This is a genomic window from Citrobacter farmeri, assembly GCF_019048065.1.
Lineage (GTDB): Bacteria > Pseudomonadota > Gammaproteobacteria > Enterobacterales > Enterobacteriaceae > Citrobacter_A > Citrobacter_A farmeri.
Map to the genome: position 1 here is coordinate 4291181 of NZ_CP077291.1, position 20661 is coordinate 4311841.

General features: G+C 53.3%; 22 protein-coding genes. 7 read left to right on the forward strand and 15 right to left on the reverse strand.

Features of this window, described 5'->3' with window-relative positions; translation table 11 throughout:
* Positions 1–2: 2 nt before the first annotated feature.
* From I6L53_RS20200 to sspA, 5 genes are all read right to left on the reverse strand, one after another.
* Positions 3–1493 (reverse strand): MFS transporter, encoded by a 1491-nt coding sequence (locus I6L53_RS20200; protein ID WP_042325013.1) that lies wholly within the window; start codon positions 1491–1493, stop codon positions 3–5.
* 117 nt (positions 1494–1610) lie between these two features.
* Positions 1611–2504 carry an N-acetylneuraminate lyase gene (nanA, locus tag I6L53_RS20205; protein ID WP_042325011.1) on the reverse strand — a complete coding sequence of 298 codons (894 nt, stop codon included), beginning with the start codon at positions 2502–2504 and terminating at the stop codon, positions 1611–1613.
* Between the two features lie 133 nt (positions 2505–2637).
* On the reverse strand, positions 2638–3429 hold the full coding sequence (gene nanR, locus I6L53_RS20210; protein WP_084196672.1) for a transcriptional regulator NanR: 792 nt from the start codon (positions 3427–3429) through the stop codon (positions 2638–2640).
* Positions 3430–3540: 111 nt separating this feature from the next.
* Positions 3541–4041 (reverse strand): ClpXP protease specificity-enhancing factor, encoded by a 501-nt coding sequence (gene sspB / locus I6L53_RS20215; protein ID WP_042325007.1) that lies wholly within the window; start codon positions 4039–4041, stop codon positions 3541–3543.
* A 5-nt stretch (positions 4042–4046) separates the two neighbouring features.
* Positions 4047–4685 carry a stringent starvation protein SspA gene (gene sspA / locus I6L53_RS20220; protein ID WP_042325005.1) on the reverse strand — a complete coding sequence of 213 codons (639 nt, stop codon included), beginning with the start codon at positions 4683–4685 and terminating at the stop codon, positions 4047–4049.
* Between the two features lie 113 nt (positions 4686–4798).
* Between sspA and I6L53_RS20225 the strand changes: the two genes are divergently transcribed.
* Positions 4799–4993, forward strand: a complete 195-nt coding sequence (locus I6L53_RS20225; RefSeq protein ID WP_094464740.1) for a hypothetical protein — start codon at positions 4799–4801, stop codon at positions 4991–4993.
* On the opposite strand, the gene rpsI is transcribed toward I6L53_RS20225, so the two are convergent.
* From rpsI to zapE, 3 genes are all read right to left on the reverse strand, one after another.
* On the reverse strand, positions 4990–5382 hold the full coding sequence (rpsI, locus tag I6L53_RS20230; protein ID WP_000829818.1) for a 30S ribosomal protein S9: 393 nt from the start codon (positions 5380–5382) through the stop codon (positions 4990–4992). The two genes, I6L53_RS20225 and rpsI, sit on opposite strands and share 4 nt — an antisense overlap.
* A 15-nt stretch (positions 5383–5397) precedes the next feature.
* Positions 5398–5826, reverse strand: coding sequence for a 50S ribosomal protein L13 (gene rplM, locus I6L53_RS20235; RefSeq protein ID WP_042325003.1), 429 nt, complete (start codon positions 5824–5826; stop codon positions 5398–5400).
* Positions 5827–6057: 231 nt separating this feature from the next.
* Entirely contained in the window at positions 6058–7185 is a 1128-nt protein-coding gene (gene zapE, locus I6L53_RS20240; RefSeq protein WP_042325001.1) for a cell division protein ZapE, read from the reverse strand.
* Positions 7186–7377: 192 nt separating this feature from the next.
* On the opposite strand from zapE, the gene zapG reads away from it, so the two are divergent.
* The 3 genes from zapG (at position 7378) to degS (ending at position 10470) form a co-directional block, all read left to right on the forward strand.
* The gene (gene zapG, locus I6L53_RS20245; RefSeq protein WP_042324999.1) at positions 7378–7776 is read left to right on the forward strand and encodes a Z-ring associated protein ZapG; all 399 of its coding nucleotides are present in this window, start codon (positions 7378–7380) and stop codon (positions 7774–7776) included.
* Between the two features lie 168 nt (positions 7777–7944).
* Positions 7945–9312 (forward strand): serine endoprotease DegQ, encoded by a 1368-nt coding sequence (gene degQ, locus I6L53_RS20250; protein ID WP_042324997.1) that lies wholly within the window; start codon positions 7945–7947, stop codon positions 9310–9312.
* 90 nt (positions 9313–9402) lie between these two features.
* Positions 9403–10470, forward strand: coding sequence for an outer membrane-stress sensor serine endopeptidase DegS (gene degS / locus I6L53_RS20255; protein ID WP_042324996.1), 1068 nt, complete (start codon positions 9403–9405; stop codon positions 10468–10470).
* 67 nt (positions 10471–10537) lie between these two features.
* On the opposite strand, the gene mdh is transcribed toward degS, so the two are convergent.
* A complete protein-coding gene (gene mdh, locus I6L53_RS20260) occupies positions 10538–11476 on the reverse strand; it encodes a malate dehydrogenase (RefSeq protein WP_042324994.1) in 939 nt (312 codons plus the stop codon).
* 415 nt (positions 11477–11891) lie between these two features.
* Between mdh and argR the strand changes: the two genes are divergently transcribed.
* Positions 11892–12362: a transcriptional regulator ArgR gene (argR, locus tag I6L53_RS20265; RefSeq protein ID WP_042324992.1), complete on the forward strand. Its 471-nt coding sequence runs from the start codon at positions 11892–11894 to the stop codon at positions 12360–12362.
* 366 nt (positions 12363–12728) lie between these two features.
* A complete protein-coding gene (gene yhcN / locus I6L53_RS20270; protein WP_042324990.1) occupies positions 12729–12992 on the forward strand; it encodes a peroxide/acid stress response protein YhcN in 264 nt (87 codons plus the stop codon).
* A 57-nt stretch (positions 12993–13049) separates the two neighbouring features.
* Here yhcN and I6L53_RS20275 read toward each other — a convergent pair whose 3' ends face one another.
* The 5 genes from I6L53_RS20275 to aaeX all read right to left on the reverse strand — a co-directional run bounded on the left by I6L53_RS20275 (position 13050) and on the right by aaeX (position 18006).
* Positions 13050–13322, reverse strand: a complete 273-nt coding sequence (locus tag I6L53_RS20275; protein ID WP_042324989.1) for a barstar family protein — start codon at positions 13320–13322, stop codon at positions 13050–13052.
* Between the two features lie 29 nt (positions 13323–13351).
* Positions 13352–14800 carry an NAD-dependent succinate-semialdehyde dehydrogenase gene (locus I6L53_RS20280; RefSeq protein ID WP_042324987.1) on the reverse strand — a complete coding sequence of 483 codons (1449 nt, stop codon included), beginning with the start codon at positions 14798–14800 and terminating at the stop codon, positions 13352–13354.
* 89 nt (positions 14801–14889) lie between these two features.
* Positions 14890–16857 carry a p-hydroxybenzoic acid efflux pump subunit AaeB gene (gene aaeB / locus I6L53_RS20285; protein ID WP_042324985.1) on the reverse strand — a complete coding sequence of 656 codons (1968 nt, stop codon included), beginning with the start codon at positions 16855–16857 and terminating at the stop codon, positions 14890–14892.
* A 5-nt stretch (positions 16858–16862) separates the two neighbouring features.
* The gene (gene aaeA, locus I6L53_RS20290) at positions 16863–17795 is read right to left on the reverse strand and encodes a p-hydroxybenzoic acid efflux pump subunit AaeA (protein ID WP_042324982.1); all 933 of its coding nucleotides are present in this window, start codon (positions 17793–17795) and stop codon (positions 16863–16865) included.
* A 7-nt stretch (positions 17796–17802) separates the two neighbouring features.
* Positions 17803–18006 (reverse strand): p-hydroxybenzoic acid efflux pump operon protein AaeX, encoded by a 204-nt coding sequence (gene aaeX, locus I6L53_RS20295; protein ID WP_000051841.1) that lies wholly within the window; start codon positions 18004–18006, stop codon positions 17803–17805.
* Positions 18007–18187: 181 nt separating this feature from the next.
* Here aaeX and aaeR point away from each other — a divergent pair, with 181 nt between their 5' ends.
* Positions 18188–19120 carry an HTH-type transcriptional activator AaeR gene (aaeR, locus tag I6L53_RS20300; RefSeq protein WP_042324980.1) on the forward strand — a complete coding sequence of 311 codons (933 nt, stop codon included), beginning with the start codon at positions 18188–18190 and terminating at the stop codon, positions 19118–19120.
* Between the two features lie 40 nt (positions 19121–19160).
* Here aaeR and tldD read toward each other — a convergent pair whose 3' ends face one another.
* Complete coding sequence (gene tldD, locus I6L53_RS20305) at positions 19161–20606, reverse strand: metalloprotease TldD (protein WP_042324978.1); 1446 nt, start codon at positions 20604–20606, stop codon at positions 19161–19163.
* Positions 20607–20661 lie beyond the last annotated feature (55 nt).

Here is a 20661-nt window from a genome sequence, read left to right on the forward strand (position 1 = left end):
GATTAACTTTTGCTTTTGATTAAGGGGCTTTTATCACCACCGAACGGGATGGCACCGCTAAACGGTTTACCGTCGATAGCATCATGGGTACGCAGCGCCTCGGGTCGCAGCCAGCGCTGGACGCGAGACGGCATGTCCAGACCAATCAGCAGGATCACCACAAAGGTCAGGCTGAAAGAGAGCGATCCCAGTGCGGTGCCCAGATCCAGACGCTGAGCAATCAACGCCCCCAGGATCGGTGCCAACGCCCCGCCGAGTGCGCCGACGTTATAAGTGAAGCCCAGACCGGCCGCCCGCTGATCGGTATCGAAATAACCGCCAATCAATTTTGGCAAGATCCCGGAGATCCCTTGTCCCAGCATCTGCTGGAAAAACAGCAGAAAACCGAGAACCCAGACGTTAGTACCGCCTATCGCAAACACCGGAATGATCAGCACCTGTGAAGCCAGCAGACTGCACACATAAGCTTTACGGGTCCCCAGCCAGTCACCGAGGAAACCACCTACGCAGCAACCGACCGCGGCGCCAAAGCCGCTAAAGAAGAGCACGCGGGCCACGGTGGAAGGATCGTAAGCCAGCTCCGTTTTCAGATAAGTGGGCAACAACGCCTGAATCGGCCACGAGTAGAGGAAAGCAAACAGGACGACGACCATGAGCATAACGCCCGTCGGCCAGCGCTTGCCGCTGCTTTGCACCATGAAGCTGATAAAGATCACCGCACACAGCACACCCAGTACCGCGACAATCGCCGCATTTTGCAGGTCACCGGCAAAGCAGAACCACAGTGCCGTCGCCGCCGCTATCGTCATCAGCATATTGACGACGCGATGCTCACCCCGATAGAGAATATCAACCATCGTGCGTACCGGCGCTTTACCTGCATGCTTCTCTTTCCAGTCCTCCGCTTCCGGTATGTTTTTCCGCAGCCAGAGCGCGAAAATAATCGGCAGGATGCCAATGAAGAACAGCGCGCGCCATCCCCAGACGGGCACGACCAGACTGTAGACCTGAGCCGCAATCACGGCGCCAACAGAGAAGCCCGAGATCAGAAAACCACTGGCCTTATTACGCAGATGTTTTGGCCAGCTTTCAATTACATAGGTTGCACTGGAGCCATATTCACCCGCCATCCCCATGCCAATCACCAGTCGGGCGATAAACATGGTGGTGTAACCCGGCGCAAAACCGCAGGCCAGTGTCCCCATTGAGAACAGAATAATACTGGTGACCATTGCCAGACGGCGCCCATAACGGTCACCCATTGCGCCCAGCATTAACCCGCCAAACCAGCGGGAAATAAAAGCTGCCGAAATCAGACTCGCCGCCTGAACCGTCGTCAGCCCAAATTCGCCTTGCACTTCCGTCAGCACAAGGGCAATCAACACAAAATCAAAACCATCCAACAAATATCCCAGCCATGCGGCGGAAAATGCTCGCCATTGCGCCCGGTTGAGATGGCGATACCACGGGATGCTTTGGGTAGAAGTACTCATTTTACTCTCCCGACGATTTTTTTACTGTATTGCCGGATGGCGGCTTCGCCTTATCCGGCCTACATATCGTGTTGTGTTTTGTAGGCCGGATAAGCATCAGCGCCATCCGGCACCCCATCAGGAACGTTCCGCCATCAATTGTTCCGCCAGCGCTTTCAGTTCCGGCAGATATTTTTCATCTACAGGGGCAAACGGCTTGCGACACAGTGGTACAGAAATCACATCCATATAGTGCAGAACCGTTTTCAACCCGCGGAACACGCCAGCCTTAATCAGTAGATCGATAACCTTATTGCACTCTGTTTGCAGCTTTTGCGCCGTCCGGATGTCACCTTCTTTGAGTGCTTTTACCATTCCCAGATACCGCCAGCCCATGATGTTGTAAGTGCTGCCAATACCACCGTCCGCTCCGGCCAGCAGGCCAGAAGCGAAAATTTCGTCATAACCGTTATAGAGCACCAGATCCGGATGCGCGCGGCGGATCTGTTCCATCTGAAACAGATCGCCTGACGTTTGTTTCAGTGCGCCAACGCCTGGCAACGTCACCAGCGTGTTGATCTGATCCAGCGTTAACTTCACGCCACTCAACGCCGGAATGTTATAGACCACCATCGGCAGGCCATCTGCCGAATCAATGATGGCCCGGTAATGATCGCAGTGTTCCTCGAAGCTGAACGGATAGTAGAACGGCGTTACCGCAGAGACGGCATCAAAGCCGTAACGATGTGCTGCGCGAGCGAGCTGCTGGCTCTCGTGGGTGCTGACCGTTCCAACGTGAGCGATAAGCATCACTTTGCCCTTCGCCTCTTCCGCAACCACTTCCAGTACCTGCTCCCTTTCCGCACAACTCTGCACAAAGGCTTCGCCGGTAGAACCACCTACATACAACCCATCAATACCCTGAGCGATGTTGAAACGCACCAGTCGGCGCAGGCTCTCAATATCCAGTTTTTGCTGGTTATCGAAGGGGGTTAACAATGCTGGCATTACGCCTCGTAAATCTTTTGCCATAACGACCTCTGTCATGATTAGTGTTATCTGACTGCATACCTTTATACCTGTTATACCAGATCAAATAAGCAGCAGCACAATACAGAACGCTTATAGTGCGATCTGCTTCACTAAACGATCGTCAGGATCGCGATCACTTACGTGTTTTTGAATTTTTACCGAGAGCGTGCCAGGTGGCGGAAACGCTGTTGAGATGAGATTGCAAAGCGCGATCGGCTTCATCCGGGTCGCGCTGGCGGATGGCCTCCACGATGGCAATATGCTGCTGATAACTCACATTATTATGCTCGTAAAGCTCACGATCCGGCACGGTCGGGCGAGCGGCGATCAGCCAGTCCAGCAGCGCAACGTGGATCGCCATAAAGATCGGATTGCCGGGGATCTCCGCCAACACGCGATGAAAATCGACATCTGAACGAATGAACAGCGCATTGTCATCCAGCGACCGGCTGTTGATCTCCAGTGCTTTTGCCAGCAGATCGATTTGTTCGTCTGTCGCATTCTCAGCGGCATAACGCACGAGGCTGGACTCAAAGAACAGGCGCAACTGCTCGAAGTGGGCAATACCGTCTGGATGCGCGAGGAAATCTTTCGCCATTCCGGACAGTTCACCAATGATGGTATCCGCCGAAGGACGCGAAACGCGGGCGCGTTCGCCGTTGTTAATTTGCACCAGACCTTTACGCTTCAGCGCCGCCAGTGCCTCACGTACTGAAGGACGACCAACGTTGAAAAAGGCCATCAGTTCCCGCTCGGACGGCAACTGTTCCCCCTCGCCAAATTCACGGCGACGGATCATCTGCTCTAACTCTTCTTCGACCATTTCCGACAGCTTTTTACGCGCCAGCGGACGACGGCGAAGGCTACGCCCAATGGTAGCGGGAGAATCTTCTGCTTGCGAATCGAATGCGTTCATAAGACCTATTTGCGAGTCACGGTGACAAACAACAGCAGGCTCATCGTAACACAGGATTGGAAGGAGGGTGAAACCGTGGTCGGCACGATCAAAAACAGGCCTCACTGGGCCTGTTTTCATCTATTTAACAACACGTAATGCCGGTCGACCACCTCGCGGCGGCGGCGGATCGTCATCCGGGCTGTTGTCATCGTCATGATCCGGCTTGTCACCGTCAATGACTGACATAACGGTTTCGCTCTCTGTGCCAGATGTCACATCATCGTCATTAAGACTGGCAACATCCTCGTCATAGGCCGCTTCCGGTTCAAACATCGTTCCGGCACCGTTTTCACGCGCATAAATAGCCAGCACTGCTGCTAACGGCACAGAAACCTGACGCGGAACACCGCCAAAACGCGCATTAAAACGCACTTCGTCGTTAGCCAGCTCCAGATTCCCCACCGCACGCGGTGCAATGTTCAGGACAATCTGCCCGTCGCGTGCATATTCCATTGGAACATGCACACCAGGCAACGTCACATCCACCACCAGGTGCGGCGTGAGTTGGTTGTCCAGCAACCACTCATAGAAAGCACGCAGCAGATACGGACGACGTGGTGTTAGCTGTGACAAATCCATCAGTATTAACCCCGGCCAAGACGCATTTCGCGTTCAGCTTCGGTTAAAGACGCCAGGAAAGAATCACGCTCGAAGACGCGGGTCATGTAACCTTTCAACTCCTTCGCGCCCGCACCACTGAATTCAATGCCCAGTTGCGGCAGACGCCACAGCAGCGGTGCCAGGTAGCAATCCACCAGGCTGAATTCATCGCTCAGAAAATACGGTTTCTGACCGAATACCGGCGCAATCGCCTGCAGTTCTTCACGCAGTTGTTTGCGGGCAACGTCAGCTTCTGAAGCAGACCCGCTAACGATGACGTTCATCAGCGTATACCAGTCTTTTTCGATACGGTGCATGTACAGGCGGCTTTCACCACGTGCCACCGGGTAAACCGGCATCAATGGCGGATGAGGGAAACGCTCATCCAGGTATTCCATAATGATGCGAGATTCCCACAGGGTCAGCTCACGATCCACCAGTGTCGGGACGCTCTGATTCGGGTTGAGGTCAATCAGATCCTGCGGAGGATTGTCCTTTTCCACGTGCTCGATCTCGAAACTTACACCTTTCTCCGCCAACACAATGCGGACCTGATGGCTATAGATGTCAGTAGGACCAGAAAACAGCGTCATTACCGAACGTTTGTTGGCAGCGACAGCCATGAAAACCTCCAGGTATATTCAGAATTTTTACTGCTACCGGCCATCGCATGGCCAGTCAGAAGTGATGTCACCCACTTCGGAAAAGTCATCATCGTTCAAAAAGCAAACAAAAAATGAGCAATACCCGATATTTGGGCAGAAAATTGGATGATAGTTTACCAGATTTTGTGACCTTTGTGGTGAGTCGATTCTGGAAATGGGGAAAAAGAGGGTATTGTCAGCGGTTTACGCCAGATTTATTCATAAAAAAACCCGCCGAAGCGGGTTTTTTCGCCAACCGTAATCTGCCAGAGGCAGAAAACAATTAACGTTTGGAGAACTGCGGACGACGACGTGCTTTACGCAGGCCGACTTTCTTACGTTCAACCTGACGAGCATCACGAGTTACGAAGCCAGCTTTACGCAGTTCGGAACGCAGGGACTCATCGTACTCCATCAGAGCGCGGGTGATACCGTGACGGATCGCACCAGCCTGACCAGAGATACCACCACCTTTAACAGTGATGTACAGATCCAGTTTCTCAACCATGTCGACCAGTTCCAGCGGCTGACGAACTACCATGCGGGCAGTTTCACGACCGAAGTACTGTTCCAGAGAACGTTGGTTGATAACGATTTTGCCGTTGCCCGGTTTGATGAAAACGCGAGCTGCGGAACTTTTGCGGCGACCAGTGCCGTAGTATTGATTTTCAGCCATTGCCTATAATCCCGATTAGATGTCAAGAACTTGCGGTTGCTGTGCCGCGTGGTTGTGCTCGTTGCCAGCGTAAACTTTCAGTTTACGGAACATAGCACGACCCAGCGGGCCTTTTGGCAGCATGCCTTTAACCGCGATTTCAATCACACGCTCAGGACGGCGAGCAATCATCTCTTCAAAGGTCGCTTCTTTGATACCACCGATGTGGCCGGTGTGGTGATAGTACACTTTGTCAGTACGCTTGTTGCCGGTTACAGCAACTTTGTCAGCGTTCAGAACGATGATGTAATCACCGGTATCTACGTGCGGAGTGTATTCCGCTTTATGCTTACCGCGCAGGCGACGAGCCAGTTCAGTAGCCAGACGGCCCAGAGTTTTACCGGTCGCGTCAACAACGTACCAGTCGCGTTTTACGGTTTCTGGTTTAGCTGTAAAAGTTTTCATTAAAAGCTTACCCAATAAATAAGTTACACGTTGGTGAACACCCAAACGTTATGTCAGTTGAGGTTCACACGACAAAGTCCGGCAAACCTACCCCTTCGAATAGCCAATGCCAGCACACAAAAAGTTTTGGGAAAAAAACTTTCTTGTAACGTGGGGTCGCAAGATTATAGAGAAGTCGGGGTCAAAGATCGACCCCTAAATGTGATTTGCTCAACAGTTTGTTGGCAGCCATCAGGGCATGTGCTCTCGCTTCAGATACTCTTCGCTCTGCATCTCCTGCAAACGCGACAGACAGCGCTGAAATTCGAACTTCAGTCGCTCGCCCTGATACACCTCATAGAGAGGCACGGCGGCGCTCACCACCAGCTTGACGTGGCGCTCGTAAAATTCATCCACCAGCGCAATAAAACGGCGCGCTTCGCTTTCCATCAGCGGCGTCATCACCGGCACATCAAACAGCATTACCGTATGATATAACCGTGACAGCGCAATATAGTCGTGCTGGCTACGGGCATCGACACACAGGGTGTGAAATGATACCGCCAGCGTCTGGTTTTCTATGCCCATCGTCGGTAATGGACGGTGATTGATCTCCAGAACCGGTCCTTGCTGTTCACGTTTGACACCCGCCAACGCCAGCCAGAGGTTGTCCATCTGCTGCTGCGTTTCATTGTTCAGCGGGGAGAGCCACAAATGCGCCTGGGTCAATGTCCGCAGACGATAATCCACGCCGGCATCAACGTTCATGATGTCACAATGTTGTTTAATCGCATCGATCGCGGGAAGAAAACGCGTACGCTGTAACCCATTACGGTAGAGCTCATCAGGCGGAATGTTCGATGTCGCCACCAGCGTAATACCGCGCGCAAACAGCGCCTTCATCAGACCGCCGAGCAGCATGGCGTCGGTGATGTCAGAGACAAAAAACTCATCAAAGCACAGCACATCCGTCTCGGCCTTAAAACGGTCGGCCAGGATTTCAAGCGGATCGGTTTGCCCCTGGAGAGCAGTTAACTCCTCATGCACGCGCAGCATAAAGCGATGAAAATGCAGGCGCTGCTTACGCACGCCTGGCAGGCTATGGTAGAACAGGTCCATTAGCCAGGTTTTCCCTCGCCCTACGCCCCCCCACATGTATAAGCCTCGCACCGGAGCGTTGCGTGACTCTTCTTTTTTCCCCAGCAGCTTACCGACGCGAGCCATAAACCCTTTTGTTTCCGGGACAGCGGTTTTGTTCGAGGTCAACGCCTGGTAAATGATCTCCAGACGATTGACCGCTTCTTTTTGCACGTCGTCGGGCTGGTGAGTACCATCGTTAATGGCTTTTAGGTAACGCGATGTGGGGGTAAAGCTCTGCATGATGTTATTGTTATTCCTTGAAAATCGGTGTGCCGTCGTTCACGGTTGACGAAAAAAAGGCCGTTCTACACTACGCGATATAAAGACGGGATTCCACTTCTGCGGGATTAGCGGTTATAGTGGCAGTATCAGGCGCAGGCATGGAGCCTAAAGCCAACACCCTACGGAAACAAAAGACAACGGGAGATGTTCATGACCTGGGAATACGCGCTAATTGGGTTAGTCGTCGGCATCATCGTCGGTGCTGTAGCCATGCGTTTTGGCAACCGGAAACTACGTCAGCAACAAGCGTTGCAGTACGAACTGGAAAAGAATAAAGCCGAGCTGGAAGAGTATCGCGAAGAGTTGGTCAGCCATTTTGCCCGCAGCGCCGAGTTGCTGGACACCATGGCCCACGATTATCGCCAGCTGTATCAGCACATGGCGAAAAGCTCCAGCAGCCTGCTGCCGGAACTGTCAGCGGAATCTAACCCGTTCCGTAACCGTCTGGCCGAGTCTGAAGCCAGCAATGACCAGGCACCGGTACAAATGCCGCGTGACTATTCCGAAGGTGCATCCGGCCTGCTGCGTAGTGGTGCAAAGCGCGACTAATCGCACATCGTTAATATTTTTCCCGGGCGCAGCGATTGCGCCCACCTCTTATCTCCCGTCCCGACTATCATTTAATCATTATCCGCATTGTTAGCAGATTGAAAATTCAATAACATCAAACTGTTTTGAATCGTCTTTCCCTTTACTCAAGGTACGAGAGCAGGATCAATGAAAATACAAACCCAGCTGTTGAGTGCATTAGCGTTAAGTGTCGGGTTAACTCTCTCGGCGCCATTTCAGGCCATTGCGTCGATTCCAGGTCAGGTTCCCGGCCAGCCCGCGCTTCCCAGTCTCGCCCCGATGCTCGAAAAGGTGCTGCCTGCCGTCGTCAGCGTGAAGGTTGAAGGAACCGCGACCCAAACGCAGAAAGTCCCTGAAGAGTTTAAAAAATTCTTTGGTGATGACCTGCCAGAGCAGCAGGCGCAGCCGTTTGAAGGGCTAGGTTCCGGGGTTATTATCGACGCCGCGAAAGGCTATGTTCTGACCAATAATCACGTCATTAATCAGGCGCAGAAGATCAGCGTGCAGTTGAATGATGGGCGTGAATTCGAGGCTAAACTGATTGGCAGCGACGATCAAAGCGATATCGCCCTGCTGCAAATTCAAAACGCCAGCAAGTTGACGCAAATCGCTATCGCCGACTCGGATAAACTGCGCGTCGGTGATTTCGCCGTGGCAGTCGGTAACCCGTTTGGCCTCGGGCAAACCGCTACCTCCGGTATCGTTTCGGCGCTGGGGCGCAGCGGGTTGAATCTGGAAGGTCTGGAAAACTTTATTCAAACCGACGCCTCTATTAACCGTGGGAACTCAGGTGGCGCGCTGCTTAACCTGAACGGTGAGCTGATCGGTATTAACACGGCCATCCTTGCGCCTGGCGGCGGCAGCGTTGGAATCGGTTTTGCCATCCCCAGTAATATGGCCCAAATACTCGCGCAGCAACTGATTCAGTTTGGTGAAATCAAACGCGGTCTTCTGGGCATTAAAGGGACCGAAATGACTGCCGACATCGCCAAAGCGTTCAAGATGGACGTGCAGCGCGGAGCCTTTGTCAGCGAAGTGCTGCCGAACTCCGGCTCCGCCAAAGCGGGCATTAAGTCCGGCGATGTGATTACCAGCCTCAACGGTAAACCACTCAACAGTTTTGCCGAGCTGCGTTCCCGGATTGCCACCACAGAACCCGGCACCAAAGTGAAGCTTGGCCTGTTGCGTAACGGCAAGCCGCTGGAGGTGGAAGTAACGCTCGATACCAGCACCTCATCGTCTGCCAGCGCGGAGATGATCGCCCCGGCATTGCAGGGCGCGACACTAAGCGACGGTCAGCTCAAAGACGGCAGTAAAGGCATCAAAATTGACAGCGTTGAAAAGAGCAGTCCCGCCGCACAGGCTGGTCTACAGAAGGATGATGTGATCATCGGAGTCAACCGTGACCGGGTAAACTCTATCGCCGAAATGCGCAAAGTGCTGGAAGCCAAACCGTCCATTATCGCGCTACAGATCGTCCGCGGAAACGAAAGCATTTATCTGCTCCTGCGCTAAATCCAGTTAACCGGACATCAGCCTCGCGTGTGATGTCCGGTTAACTCGTGATATGCTGCTGCCGTTCCTTTTATTAATGACGCCTCCATCATGTTAGTGAAGCTCTTACGTTCGGTCGCAATTGGTTTGATTGTTGGCGCCATTCTTTTGGTCGCCATGCCTTCGCTTCGCAAAATCAACACACTTTCTGCGCCGCAATATGACAGTGCCGACGAGACGCCCGCCAGTTATAACTCAGCAGTACGTCGCGCGGCCCCCGCTGTGGTCAACGTCTATAACCGCAGTATGAACAGCACCGCGCATAATCAACTGGAAATCCGCACCCTGGGTTCCGGTGTGATTATGGATCAGCGCGGCTACATTATTACCAATAAGCATGTGATCAACGATGCCGATCAGATTATCGTCGCCTTACAGGATGGGCGAGTGTTTGAGGCGTTGCTGGTCGGCTCTGATACGTTGACCGATCTGGCGGTACTGAAAATCAACGCCACAGGCGGTCTGCCGACGATTCCGATCAATGCTGGACGTTCACCGCATATCGGCGACGTGGTACTGGCGATCGGTAACCCCTATAACCTTGGACAGACCATCACTCAGGGCATTATCAGCGCCACGGGGCGTATCGGCCTGAATCCAACCGGACGGCAGAACTTCCTGCAAACGGATGCCTCTATCAACCACGGTAACTCTGGCGGAGCACTGGTGAACTCGCTGGGCGAACTCATGGGCATAAACACCCTGTCGTTTGATAAAAGCAATGACGGCGAAACGCCGGAAGGGATCGGCTTTGCCATTCCGTTCCAGTTAGCGACCAAGATTATGGATAAGCTGATCCGCGATGGTCGTGTTATCCGTGGCTACATTGGGATTGGCGGTCGTGAAATCGCTCCACTGCACACCCAGGGCGGCGGTATGGATCAGATTCAGGGGATCGTCGTGAACGAAGTCGCGCCTGATGGTCCAGCGGCGCAAGCCGGTATTCAGGTTAACGATCTGATTATTTCCGTGAACAGCAGACCCGCGGTCTCCGCACTGGAAACCATGGACCAGGTGGCAGAGATTCGCCCTGGATCGGTGATTCCGGTGATTGTCATGCGTGATGATAAGCAACTGACGCTGCAGGTCACCATTCAGGAATACCCGGCAACCAATTGATTATTGGTCATCAGACAATAAAAAACCGGAGACATCGCTCCGGTTTTTTTATGGCTTCACGATTCGCTTACTTATTAACGAACTCTTCGCCCAGCTGAATATCTTTCTTCAGGGTATCCAGCATGCCTTCCAGCGCGCTCTGCTCGAATGCGCTCAGTTTGCCGATAGACTGACGCTCTTCCACGCCGTTTTTACCCAGCAGCAGCGGCTGAGAGAAGAAGCGCGCGTACTGGCCATCGCCTTCGACGTAAGCACATTCTACAACGCCTTTTTCGCCCTGCAGTGCGCGAACCAGTGAAAGACCGAAACGAGCAGCCGCCTGGCCCATAGACAGGGTTGCTGAGCCGCCACCCGCCTTCGCTTCAACCACTTCAGTACCTGCGTTCTGAATGCGCTTGGTCAGGTCAGCCACTTCCTGGTCAGTGAAACTCACGCCCGGGATCTGCGACAACAGCGGCAGAATGGTCACACCAGAGTGTCCGCCGATAACCGGAACTTCAACTTCAGTCGGCAGCTTACCTTTCAGTTCCGCTACAAAGGTGTTGGAGCGGATAATGTCCAGCGTGGTCACGCCAAACAGTTTATTTTTGTCGTAAACGCCCGCTTTTTTCAGTACTTCTGCGGCAATGGCGACGGTAGTGTTCACCGGGTTGGTGATGATACCGATGCAGGCTTTCGGACAGGTCGTCGCGATCTGCTGTACCAGGTTTTTCACGATGCCCGCATTGACGTTAAACAGGTCGGAACGGTCCATACCTGGTTTACGCGCCACACCTGCGGAGATCAGCACCACATCAGCACCGTGCAGTGCCGGGGTCGCGTCTTCACCGGAGAAGCCTTTGATTTTCACAGCAGTTGGGATATGGCTCAGGTCTACAGCCACACCGGGAGTCACTGGAGCGATGTCGTACAGGGAGAGTTCTGAACCTGAAGGCAGTTGGGTTTTTAACAGTAGTGCAAGCGCCTGGCCGATACCGCCAGCAGCGCCGAGGACTGCGACTTTCATCCTAAACTCCTTATTATATTGATAAACTAAGTGTTTGTTGCTCCGCGGCGGCGACGTTAAACCACAATTTCGATGAATACAATCACCCGTATTCAATTCTGTGTAGTCACGCGAATTTAGCTTTTATGCATTTAATTGACGTAATCCGAAGATGTCTGTGCAGTAGAGCAACTTTCCAACAGGTGGTGACAATATACCCTACTGCCAGCCCAAAACAACATCAATTTGATAACAATTAATTTACTTTTAAGCTTATTTGCGAGGCGTGACACAGGCATGTTTCTTGATAACGAAATTTGATAAAATTCCGCTCTTTCATAACATTATTTCAGCCTCCATTCGGGCAGACCGTTTGCATAAAAATTCATCTGTATGCATAATAATGTTGTTTCCACTCTCATACTACGGGTGACTTATGCGAAGCTCAGCTAAGCAAGAAGAATTAGTTAAAGCGTTCAAAGCGCTACTCAAAGAAGAAAAATTCAGCTCTCAGGGCGAAATTGTCCTCGCATTGCAGGATCAGGGCTTTGATAACATCAACCAGTCCAAAGTTTCACGCATGCTGACAAAGTTTGGGGCTGTTCGTACCCGCAACGCAAAAATGGAGATGGTGTACTGCCTCCCGGCTGAACTGGGCGTACCAACCACTTCCAGCCCGCTGAAAAACCTGGTTCTTGATATCGATTTTAACGATGCGGTGGTGGTCATCCACACAAGCCCTGGGGCGGCGCAGTTGATTGCCCGTCTGCTGGACTCTCTGGGCAAAGCAGAAGGTATTCTCGGTACCATCGCCGGGGATGACACCATTTTTACGACTCCGGCCAATGGCTTTACGGTGAAAGATCTCTACGAAGCCATTCTGGAGCTGTTCGAACAAGAGCTCTGACCCTCTTCCCCGTCGCCTATGGCGGCGGGGTAAAACCCTGCTTTAACGTCCACTTCCCGTTAATTTATCTGCCTGTTATTTAGCAAATAGTGCGTTTATCTGTCCAAAATCATTCATGTAGTGAATGTGCAAACGAAAAACCGCACAAATCGCAAAATTTCATATCCATATGATTTTATTAGATATAAATAAAACACCCTCACTTTTTAATTCCAGATAAGCATAAAAAATGAAATTTTTATTACTTATGCACCGGTGAAACAATTAGCGTGGTATTAATTTATCGCGTGATTAGTGTATACTTGATTTTGTGATGAGGGTCACGAAACGAAGACCCCCAATAATAAATTCGACGAGGTACTTATCATGAAAATCAAAACAACTGTTGCTGCGTTAAGCGTTCTCTCTGTTCTTTCTTTCGGCGCATTCGCCGCAGATTCTATCAGCGCAGAACAAGCACAAAATCGCGAAGCGATTGGCTCTGTCTCCGTAAGTGCAATCGGCTCTAGCCCAATGGACATGCATGAAATGCTGAACAAAAAAGCCCAGGAAAAAGGCGCATCAGCGTATCAGATCACCGAAGCCCGTAGCGGTGACACCTGGCATGCCACTGCCGAATTGTACAAATAAACCCTCGTCGTCTAGTCCGACGACCTTGCCCCCGACTGTCGGGGGCTTTTTTATCTCTCAATGACGGACATTAAAACGCAGTTGACCTTCCAGCTCTTCTTCCGCTTCATCAAACAACAAAATCAATGCGCCATAACGCCGACGTGACTTCTCGGGTAGGTGCACAAACTCGATCTCCAGCGGTAACGGCAGCGCTTCACTCATGATGATGTCCCACAGAGAGTCGAGGTCACTCACTTTTTCTTTGGCCAGGCCAAACATCCGCGCAAACTCACGGTAAAAATCGTCCTGATCCTCAATTTCATCAAAATCAAATGTATAGATATTCATCTATCGCCACCTTCCCGACATCGGTCTGACTACAGGCCGCCAATATGCAGGGTTTTCACTTCCAGAAATTCGTCTAACCCCAGCACCGATCCTTCACGTCCCAGCCCGGACTCTTTCACTCCGCCAAACGGTCCCAGCTCGGTGGACACCGCACATTCGTTTATCCCGATCATGCCGCTTTCAATGGCCTGGGAGACACGGAATACCCGCTGCAGGTTTTGCGTATAGAAGTAAGCGGCAAGGCCAAACGGCGTATTGTTCGCGCGCTGAATCACCTCTTCTTCATGAGTAAAGCGGAAGCAGGCGGCAACCGGACCGAATGTCTCTTCACTCGCCAGTTTCATGCCGTCGCTGCACTCGCCCAACACGGTAGGCTGCCAAAAGTTACCGCCGAGCGCGTGCGCTTTCCCGCCCGCCAGCACTTTCGCCCCTTTCGCGACGGCATCTTCAACGTGCTCACGCACTTTATCGACCGCAGAGGATTCGATCAGCGGCCCCACCATCACATCATCATCGAGACCATTACCCACCTTCAACGCCTGAACCGCATCGGCCAGTTTGCGGGTGAATTCATCGTAGACGCGCTCCTGGATATAAAAGCGGTTCACGCTGACGCACACCTGCCCGGCATTACGGAACTTATTGGCGATAGCGCCTTTCACCGCCGCATCGATGTCCGCGTCGTCAAACACGATATAAGGGGCATTGCCACCCAGTTCCATCGATACTTTTTTCATGGTCTCTGCGGCATTACGCACCAACGTTTTACCGACTGCCGTTGAGCCAGTGAACGAAATTTTGCGCACCTCATGGCTTGCCATGATGGCATCGCTGATCTCCGGCGTATTGCCCGCGACGGCGTTGAGCACGCCATCAGGCACCCCTGCTTTCTTCGCCAGCGTAAGCAGCGCAAAGGCACTCAGCGGCGTGTTATTGGCCGGTTTTATCACCCCGGTACAGCCCGCCGCCAGTGCCGGGCCGAGCTTACGGGTCAACATCGCCATCGGGAAATTCCACGGCGTGATTGCCGCCACCACGCCAATCGGTTCGCGGGTCGCCAGAATACGGGAGCCGGGTTTAATCGGCGGGATGATTTCGCCGTTGGCGCGCTTCGCCTGCTCGGCAAACCACTGAATAAAACTGGCAGCGTACTCAACCTCACCTTCGGCTTCTTTCAACGGTTTACCCTGTTCGGTGGTCATCAGCCGTCCCAGCCAGATTTTGTTTTCAATGATCAATTCATACCAGCGGTACAGAATCGCCGAGCGCTCTTTTGCCGTTTTTGCCCGCCAGGCTGGAAATGCCTTACTGGCCGCCGCAATGGCCTCCTCGGTCTGCTGTTTCCCCGCTTTCGCCACCTTTGCGATCGTCTCGCCAGTTGCCGGATTCAGCACATCAAAGGTGGTATCAAGCGTTTTCCATAGCCCATCAACCAGATATCCCGTCTGAAAAAGTTCGTTGTCCTGAAGCATTTGCATGGTGTTTTCTCCTTCTGATGTCCTGAGTTGCGCACATCGAATAAGTATAGCCATAAAAAAACCGACGCTTTTAGCGTCGGTTTTGAGGGTTAGCTGTCGGTTAACGCATGCTGGTACTTGTGCAACATGCCGGTCAACCGTTTCACTGGTTCGGTGACCTGCGGCGGCGCTTCCCAGACCCGCAGTTTTTCCTGATATACATCCAGTTCGTCTAATAGCTGACCAAAATAGCGTCGACGCTTATCATCATTCACGGCAGAAATGACGTGATCCGCCGTACGACGTAACTGTTTGTGGAACGCGGAGAGATCGTCGTTGACTGGAATCGGCGCATCCCGCAGGCGCTGATGCGCAATAATCATGGTCAACGCCAGGCGGAATTTCGGTAAATCCCCGGGGAATTTGTTCATCAACAGAAACAGTTGCTGATAGAGCGCCGGAAGATGATTCTCTTTGCGCCGCACCACGTTGGTGGTCATCGCCGACACCGCCGCAGAGACGAACTGGTTGAGCAGCACACGGCCCGTACGGTCGCGAGAGTTATCGCGCACAATCACAATCACCAGAAAAGCCAGTACGCAACCCACAATCTGCCCTAGCGCACTGTCCAGGAACTGGCTGAAGTGGAAGGTCATCGGGTTATCCAGCACGATGATGTTAATGGTACTGGCCAGCGCCCCCATAGAGCCCAACCGCCGCTTCTGTACTTCGATTCCCAGAAAGAACCCCAGCACCGCGAGGCTCAGGCAGAGCAACAGCATGCTTTGCTGGGTGTTGGGGAGGATCACCAGAAAATAGAGCGCCCCCAGCGGTAATGCGGCAAGCGTACCGTAAATAAAGTCAATGGCGACCATGCGCGGATTCGGCAGACGCATCGCCAGCGAGGTGACCACCGCAATCATCACCATCGCGCCGTTACCGGAGGTCCAGCCGGTCCACAGCCAGAACAGCGTCCCCAGCACGCAAGAAATCGTGGTGCGCCAGAAGTTCACCATTGCGTGATGACGCTCAGCAGATTCGACCTTCACCACCGGTTCATCCTGCAGCACTTCCTCTTCCGTGGCGCTGATTTTAGTATTGCTGATCACGCCACGCTTGAGCAGCAGATAACGCGTTGCCGCTCCGGCCCAGGTATACAGCGTAACGGGCGTTTCGCGCTCACCGGTCCATGCAATCACCCGACGCAGACGCTTAAGCTGTTTATGTACATCCTGCGCGGTTTCAACCGGCATAGCGAAGAACTCACGGAAGGTATCGGTGATCAGCTCAGGACGCGTATTCTGGATCAGATAGGTTTCACAGGACTGCGTAATCATGGTCAGCGACAGCGTATTGATCGCCTTCAGGCGGCGATTCGCCCGTGCCCAGCGGGAGGATTCCATGTTCAGGTTGCTACGCATTCCTTCCAGCGCGGTTGCCCGACGCACCAGCGAGCCCCAGGCCTTATCCACTTCTTCGCTGTCACCATGTTTAATACACAACTGCATCAGCTGGTACTGCGCCACCAGCAGGCTATCCAGCTCACGATCCACCTCTTGTTTGATCGATCGCGGAGAAAAAAGCAGATCCGCCATAATGGCGCAGACAATCCCAATCACAATCTCGCTACAGCGTTCTACGGCAAACTGCGGCGTCAGTAGCGGTTCGGTTTGAATAGTGATAACAATGATCAGCGCAGTGTAGCCCGATAGCCCCCAGGCATAGGAGTTCTCGACGCGTACCAGCGAGGAGATCCAGGTGCAAAAACCCGCCCAGATACAGCAGACCAGAATCATCAGTAGCGGTGCGCGGATCATCGCAATGATGATCGCCAGCGCCGCAATAGAACCGATAAACGTCCCGACGATGCGCAACATCCCTCGATAGCGAATCGCGCCGGAATACGGTTCGCCGCCGGCGGCAAAGGCCGGACCCGCCGCGACAATCGCGGCCGTCAGCACCGCCCAGCGCGGCGTTTCAAGCTGGAAATGAAAGCCAACAAATAGCGCGAGAACAATCGCGCAGGCCAGTTTGACCGCAAAGCGAATGTGCTGGTTGGCGATGGAAAAAATGCCCATCGCGATTAACCAAATTCGCGCAGACGGTGCGCCATTTTACGGAAGAACGAGTCATTATTTTCGTCACGATCCTGCTTGCCGGTGATCACAACCGTCGCGGTGGTGCCGGCTGGCCACAGGTTTTCCTGCTGATCGTCAAGCTGGATACGTACCGGAACGCGCTGTGCAAGGCGGACCCATTCCAGATTCGAATCGATGGTCGCCATGCCTTTGTCGTCGCGCGTGCTGCTGGCATTGGTGACCCCTGCCGCAATGCTATCGACTCTCCCTTTTAAAACCTTGTTGCTGCCCAGCGGGGTAATTTCTGCACGATAGCCAGGGCGGACGCCTTCCAGTTTGGTCTCTTCCATATAGGCCAGCACATAGAAGGAGTTCTGTTTCACCAGCGCCACGGCGGTAGAACCCCGGGTGATAAACTCACCGGTATAGACGTTCAGGTTGGTCACCCAACCATCCGCAGGGGCACGAATGACGGTACGTTCAAGATCTAACTTTGCGAGATCGCGGGTCGCCTGCGCTTTGGCAAGCTGATGTAATACGGTTTGCAAAACGTTGTTGGCCTGATCGATCTCTTCCCGAGACATCGCCTGGACGCCAAGACGATTACGACGACTGGCTTCCTGACGTTTCTCTTGCGCCAGCACCTGGTAATAGGCAACGTCGGCTTCAGCCTCTTCCAGCGCCTTTTGGTAGCGCGGTTGATCGATGGTGAACAGCACCTGATCTTTCTTCACCAGATCGTTATCGTGGACATTAACATGCGTGATAAGTCCGGCAACGTCCGGCGCGATGGCAACCACATCTGCGCTGAAGCGGGCGTCACGCGTCCAGGGTGATTCGGTGTAATAGACCCAGGTGCGGAAAATAGCGATGAACGCCAGGATGACCAGAACGAGGGTAATGGCCGTACGGGAGATTTTTCTTGTTAGTGTTTTCACTTCAACCTCAAACGAACAGGCGCGATATCAAGTAAAAGAGACAGCAATACAGCGCAGTATTAAACAGCGCCGGATGCCAGACAAAATCATAGATGCCCGTGGGCACCAGCACCCGGCGCACCAGCCAGAAAATCGCCAGTGACAGAAGCAATTCAAAGAATATCGGGGGGAAGGAAAGACCAAACACCACGATAACGGGAAACAGACTCATGTTGACCTTGATATTTTAGAGAGTGCAGGCGATGCAGTTTTCAGCTGATGTCGACGGAGAAGGGCAAGGAAAGCCAGGCGAGAGCGACACAGCCTTTATTTGGAATAATAATATATTACCGTAACTGTTATGCTGTTATCTATAATATGTGATCTAAATCACTTTTAAGCCAGAGTGAATAATGGAACGATTAAAACGCATGTCGGTGTTCGCCAAAGTGGTGGAATTTGGTTCCTTCACCGCCGCTGCCAGACGGTTACAAATGAGTGTTTCGTCGATCAGCCAGACGGTATCAAAACTGGAAGATGAACTGCAGGTCAAGCTACTGAACCGCAGCACGCGCAGCATTGGGCTTACCGAAGCGGGCAAAATTTATTATCAGGGCTGTCGACGTATGCTGCATGAAGTGCAGGATGTTCACGAGCAGCTTTACGCCTTTAACAACACGCCGATTGGTACGCTGCGCATTGGCTGTTCTTCAACCATGGCACAGAATGTCCTCGCAGGCATCACCGCTAAAATGCTCAAAGAGCATCCCGGCCTGACGGTCAATCTGGTCACCGGCATTCCTGCCCCCGATCTGATTGCCGACGGACTGGATGTCGTCATCCGCGTGGGCGCCCTGCAGGATTCCAGTCTGTTTTCACGCCGCCTGGGCGCGATGCCGATGGTGTTATGCGCAGCGAAAAGCTATCTCGCTCAATATGGCATACCGGAAAAACCGGCCGACCTCACCAACCACTCCTGGCTGGAATACAGCGTGCGCCCCGATAATGAGTTCGAGCTGATCGCTCCTGAAGGGATCTCCACGCGACTGATCCCACAGGGGCGATTCGTTACTAACGATCCGATGACCCTCAACCGCTGGCTGACCGCCGGCGCGGGGGTCGCCTATGTCCCGCTAATGTGGGTGATCAACGAGATCAATCGGGGCGAGCTTGAGATCTTACTGCCGCGCTATCAGTCCGATCCACGCCCGGTCTATGCGCTGTATACCGAAAAAGACAAACTGCCTCTGAAGGTGCAGGTGGTGATTAACTACCTGACTGAATATTTCGTCGACGTGGCGCAGATTTTTCAGGGAATGTACGGTCGGGGAAAAGAGAAAGCATGAGGAAGACATCCTCCCCCATGACGGGAGAGGATAGAGAGAATTACGCGGTACCGCCGACGGTCAGGTTGTCCACCTTCAGCGTTGGCTGACCCACGCCAACCGGCAGGCTCTGACCTTCTTTGCCGCAAACGCCAACACCGTTGTCCAGCTTCAGGTCGTTCCCGACCATCGAAATCTGCTGCATCGCTTCAATACCTGAACCAATCAGCGTGGCCCCTTTCACCGGCTTCGTCACTTTACCGTTTTCAATCAGATAGGCCTCTGAGGTAGAGAAGACAAATTTACCGGAGGTGATATCCACCTGACCACCGCCAAAGTTCGGCGCATAGATCCCGTACTCTACGGACCCTATGATCTCCTGCGGTGTGGATTTGCCCGGCAGCATATAGGTGTTGGTCATACGCGGCATCGGCAGATGTGCGTAAGACTCGCGGCGACCGTTTCCGGTCGGCGCAACGCCCATCAGGCGCGCGTTCAGTTTGTCCTGCATGTAACCTTTCAGAATGCCGTTTTCGATCAGGACGTTGTACTGACCAGGCGTACCTTCATCGTCAATGGCCACAGAACCCCGGCGATCCGCCATCGTGCCGTCATCGACAACGGTACACAGCTCAGAAGCCACCAGTTCACCCATATGGCCGCTAAAAACGGATGTACCGCGACGGTTAAAGTCCCCTTCCAGGCCATGGCCCACCGCTTCATGCAGCAACACGCCTGGCCAGCCAGCGCCCAATACGACGGGCAGCGTCCCGGCTGGTGCCGCGACTGCAGACAGGTTCACCAGCGCCATACGCACGGCCTCTTTCGCCCATACGTCAGCGCGGACGTCGCCATCCAGGTCCGCGAGGAAATAATCATAACCAAAACGCCCGCCGCCACCGCTGGCGCCGCGCTCACGTTTACCGTCTTCTTCCACCTGCACACTGACTGACAGACGCACCAGTGGACGCACATCGGCGGCCAGCGTCCCATCGGTGGCGGCAACGAGGATCAGTTCATACACGCCGGTCAGACTGGCCGACACTTCCTGTACGCGTTTATCCGCTTCGCGGGCAACTTTATCAACGCGGCGCAGGATATCGAGTTTCTCTTCACGGCTCATGCCTTGCAGCGGATCGACAGAGGTGTACAGCGCCGAATGCTCCACAGCACCGAGGGTCTTCACTTTCCCGTCACCATTGTCACGCACGATGGTACGCGCGGCACGCGCGCTCTGTTCCAGCGCCTGCAGGCTGATCTGATCGGCATAGGCAAACCCGGTTTTTTCACCGCTCACAGCGCGAACGCCAACGCCCTGATCGATATTGTAAGAACCATCTTTAATGATGCGATCTTCTAAAACCCAGGATTCGTGATAGCTCGACTGAAAATAGAGATCGCCGTAATCAAGACGGCGTTCGGCCAGTTGGCCCAGAATGGCAAACAGATCCTGATGTTTCAGGCCGTTCGCCGCTAGCAATTGTTCACTTACCAGGTTCAGACTCATCGTTATTGCTACTCGTTAGTGACTGCGATAGAGGTTCTATGTACTGAGAGTGGGG

What these genes read in the sequence shown, in the direction of transcription:
- I6L53_RS20200 (WP_042325013.1), bottom strand. Translation starts at nt 1,493, where the DNA reads ATGAGTACTTCTACCCAAAGCATCCCGTGGTATCGCCATCTCAACCGG.
- nanA (WP_042325011.1), bottom strand. Translation starts at nt 2,504, where the DNA reads ATGGCAAAAGATTTACGAGGCGTAATGCCAGCATTGTTAACCCCCTTC.
- sspB (WP_042325007.1), bottom strand. Translation starts at nt 4,041, where the DNA reads ATGGATTTGTCACAGCTAACACCACGTCGTCCGTATCTGCTGCGTGCT.
- sspA (WP_042325005.1), bottom strand. Translation starts at nt 4,685, where the DNA reads ATGGCTGTCGCTGCCAACAAACGTTCGGTAATGACGCTGTTTTCTGGT.
- I6L53_RS20225 (WP_094464740.1), top strand. Translation starts at nt 4,799, where the DNA reads ATGAGCAATACCCGATATTTGGGCAGAAAATTGGATGATAGTTTACCA.
- rpsI (WP_000829818.1), bottom strand. Translation starts at nt 5,382, where the DNA reads ATGGCTGAAAATCAATACTACGGCACTGGTCGCCGCAAAAGTTCCGCA.
- rplM (WP_042325003.1), bottom strand. Translation starts at nt 5,826, where the DNA reads ATGAAAACTTTTACAGCTAAACCAGAAACCGTAAAACGCGACTGGTAC.
- zapE (WP_042325001.1), bottom strand. Translation starts at nt 7,185, where the DNA reads ATGCAGAGCTTTACCCCCACATCGCGTTACCTAAAAGCCATTAACGAT.
- zapG (WP_042324999.1), top strand. Translation starts at nt 7,378, where the DNA reads ATGACCTGGGAATACGCGCTAATTGGGTTAGTCGTCGGCATCATCGTC.
- degQ (WP_042324997.1), top strand. Translation starts at nt 7,945, where the DNA reads ATGAAAATACAAACCCAGCTGTTGAGTGCATTAGCGTTAAGTGTCGGG.
- degS (WP_042324996.1), top strand. Translation starts at nt 9,403, where the DNA reads ATGTTAGTGAAGCTCTTACGTTCGGTCGCAATTGGTTTGATTGTTGGC.
- mdh (WP_042324994.1), bottom strand. Translation starts at nt 11,476, where the DNA reads ATGAAAGTCGCAGTCCTCGGCGCTGCTGGCGGTATCGGCCAGGCGCTT.
- argR (WP_042324992.1), top strand. Translation starts at nt 11,892, where the DNA reads ATGCGAAGCTCAGCTAAGCAAGAAGAATTAGTTAAAGCGTTCAAAGCG.
- yhcN (WP_042324990.1), top strand. Translation starts at nt 12,729, where the DNA reads ATGAAAATCAAAACAACTGTTGCTGCGTTAAGCGTTCTCTCTGTTCTT.
- I6L53_RS20275 (WP_042324989.1), bottom strand. Translation starts at nt 13,322, where the DNA reads ATGAATATCTATACATTTGATTTTGATGAAATTGAGGATCAGGACGAT.
- I6L53_RS20280 (WP_042324987.1), bottom strand. Translation starts at nt 14,800, where the DNA reads ATGCAAATGCTTCAGGACAACGAACTTTTTCAGACGGGATATCTGGTT.
- aaeB (WP_042324985.1), bottom strand. Translation starts at nt 16,857, where the DNA reads ATGGGCATTTTTTCCATCGCCAACCAGCACATTCGCTTTGCGGTCAAA.
- aaeX (WP_000051841.1), bottom strand. Translation starts at nt 18,006, where the DNA reads ATGAGTCTGTTTCCCGTTATCGTGGTGTTTGGTCTTTCCTTCCCCCCG.
- aaeR (WP_042324980.1), top strand. Translation starts at nt 18,188, where the DNA reads ATGGAACGATTAAAACGCATGTCGGTGTTCGCCAAAGTGGTGGAATTT.
- tldD (WP_042324978.1), bottom strand. Translation starts at nt 20,606, where the DNA reads ATGAGTCTGAACCTGGTAAGTGAACAATTGCTAGCGGCGAACGGCCTG.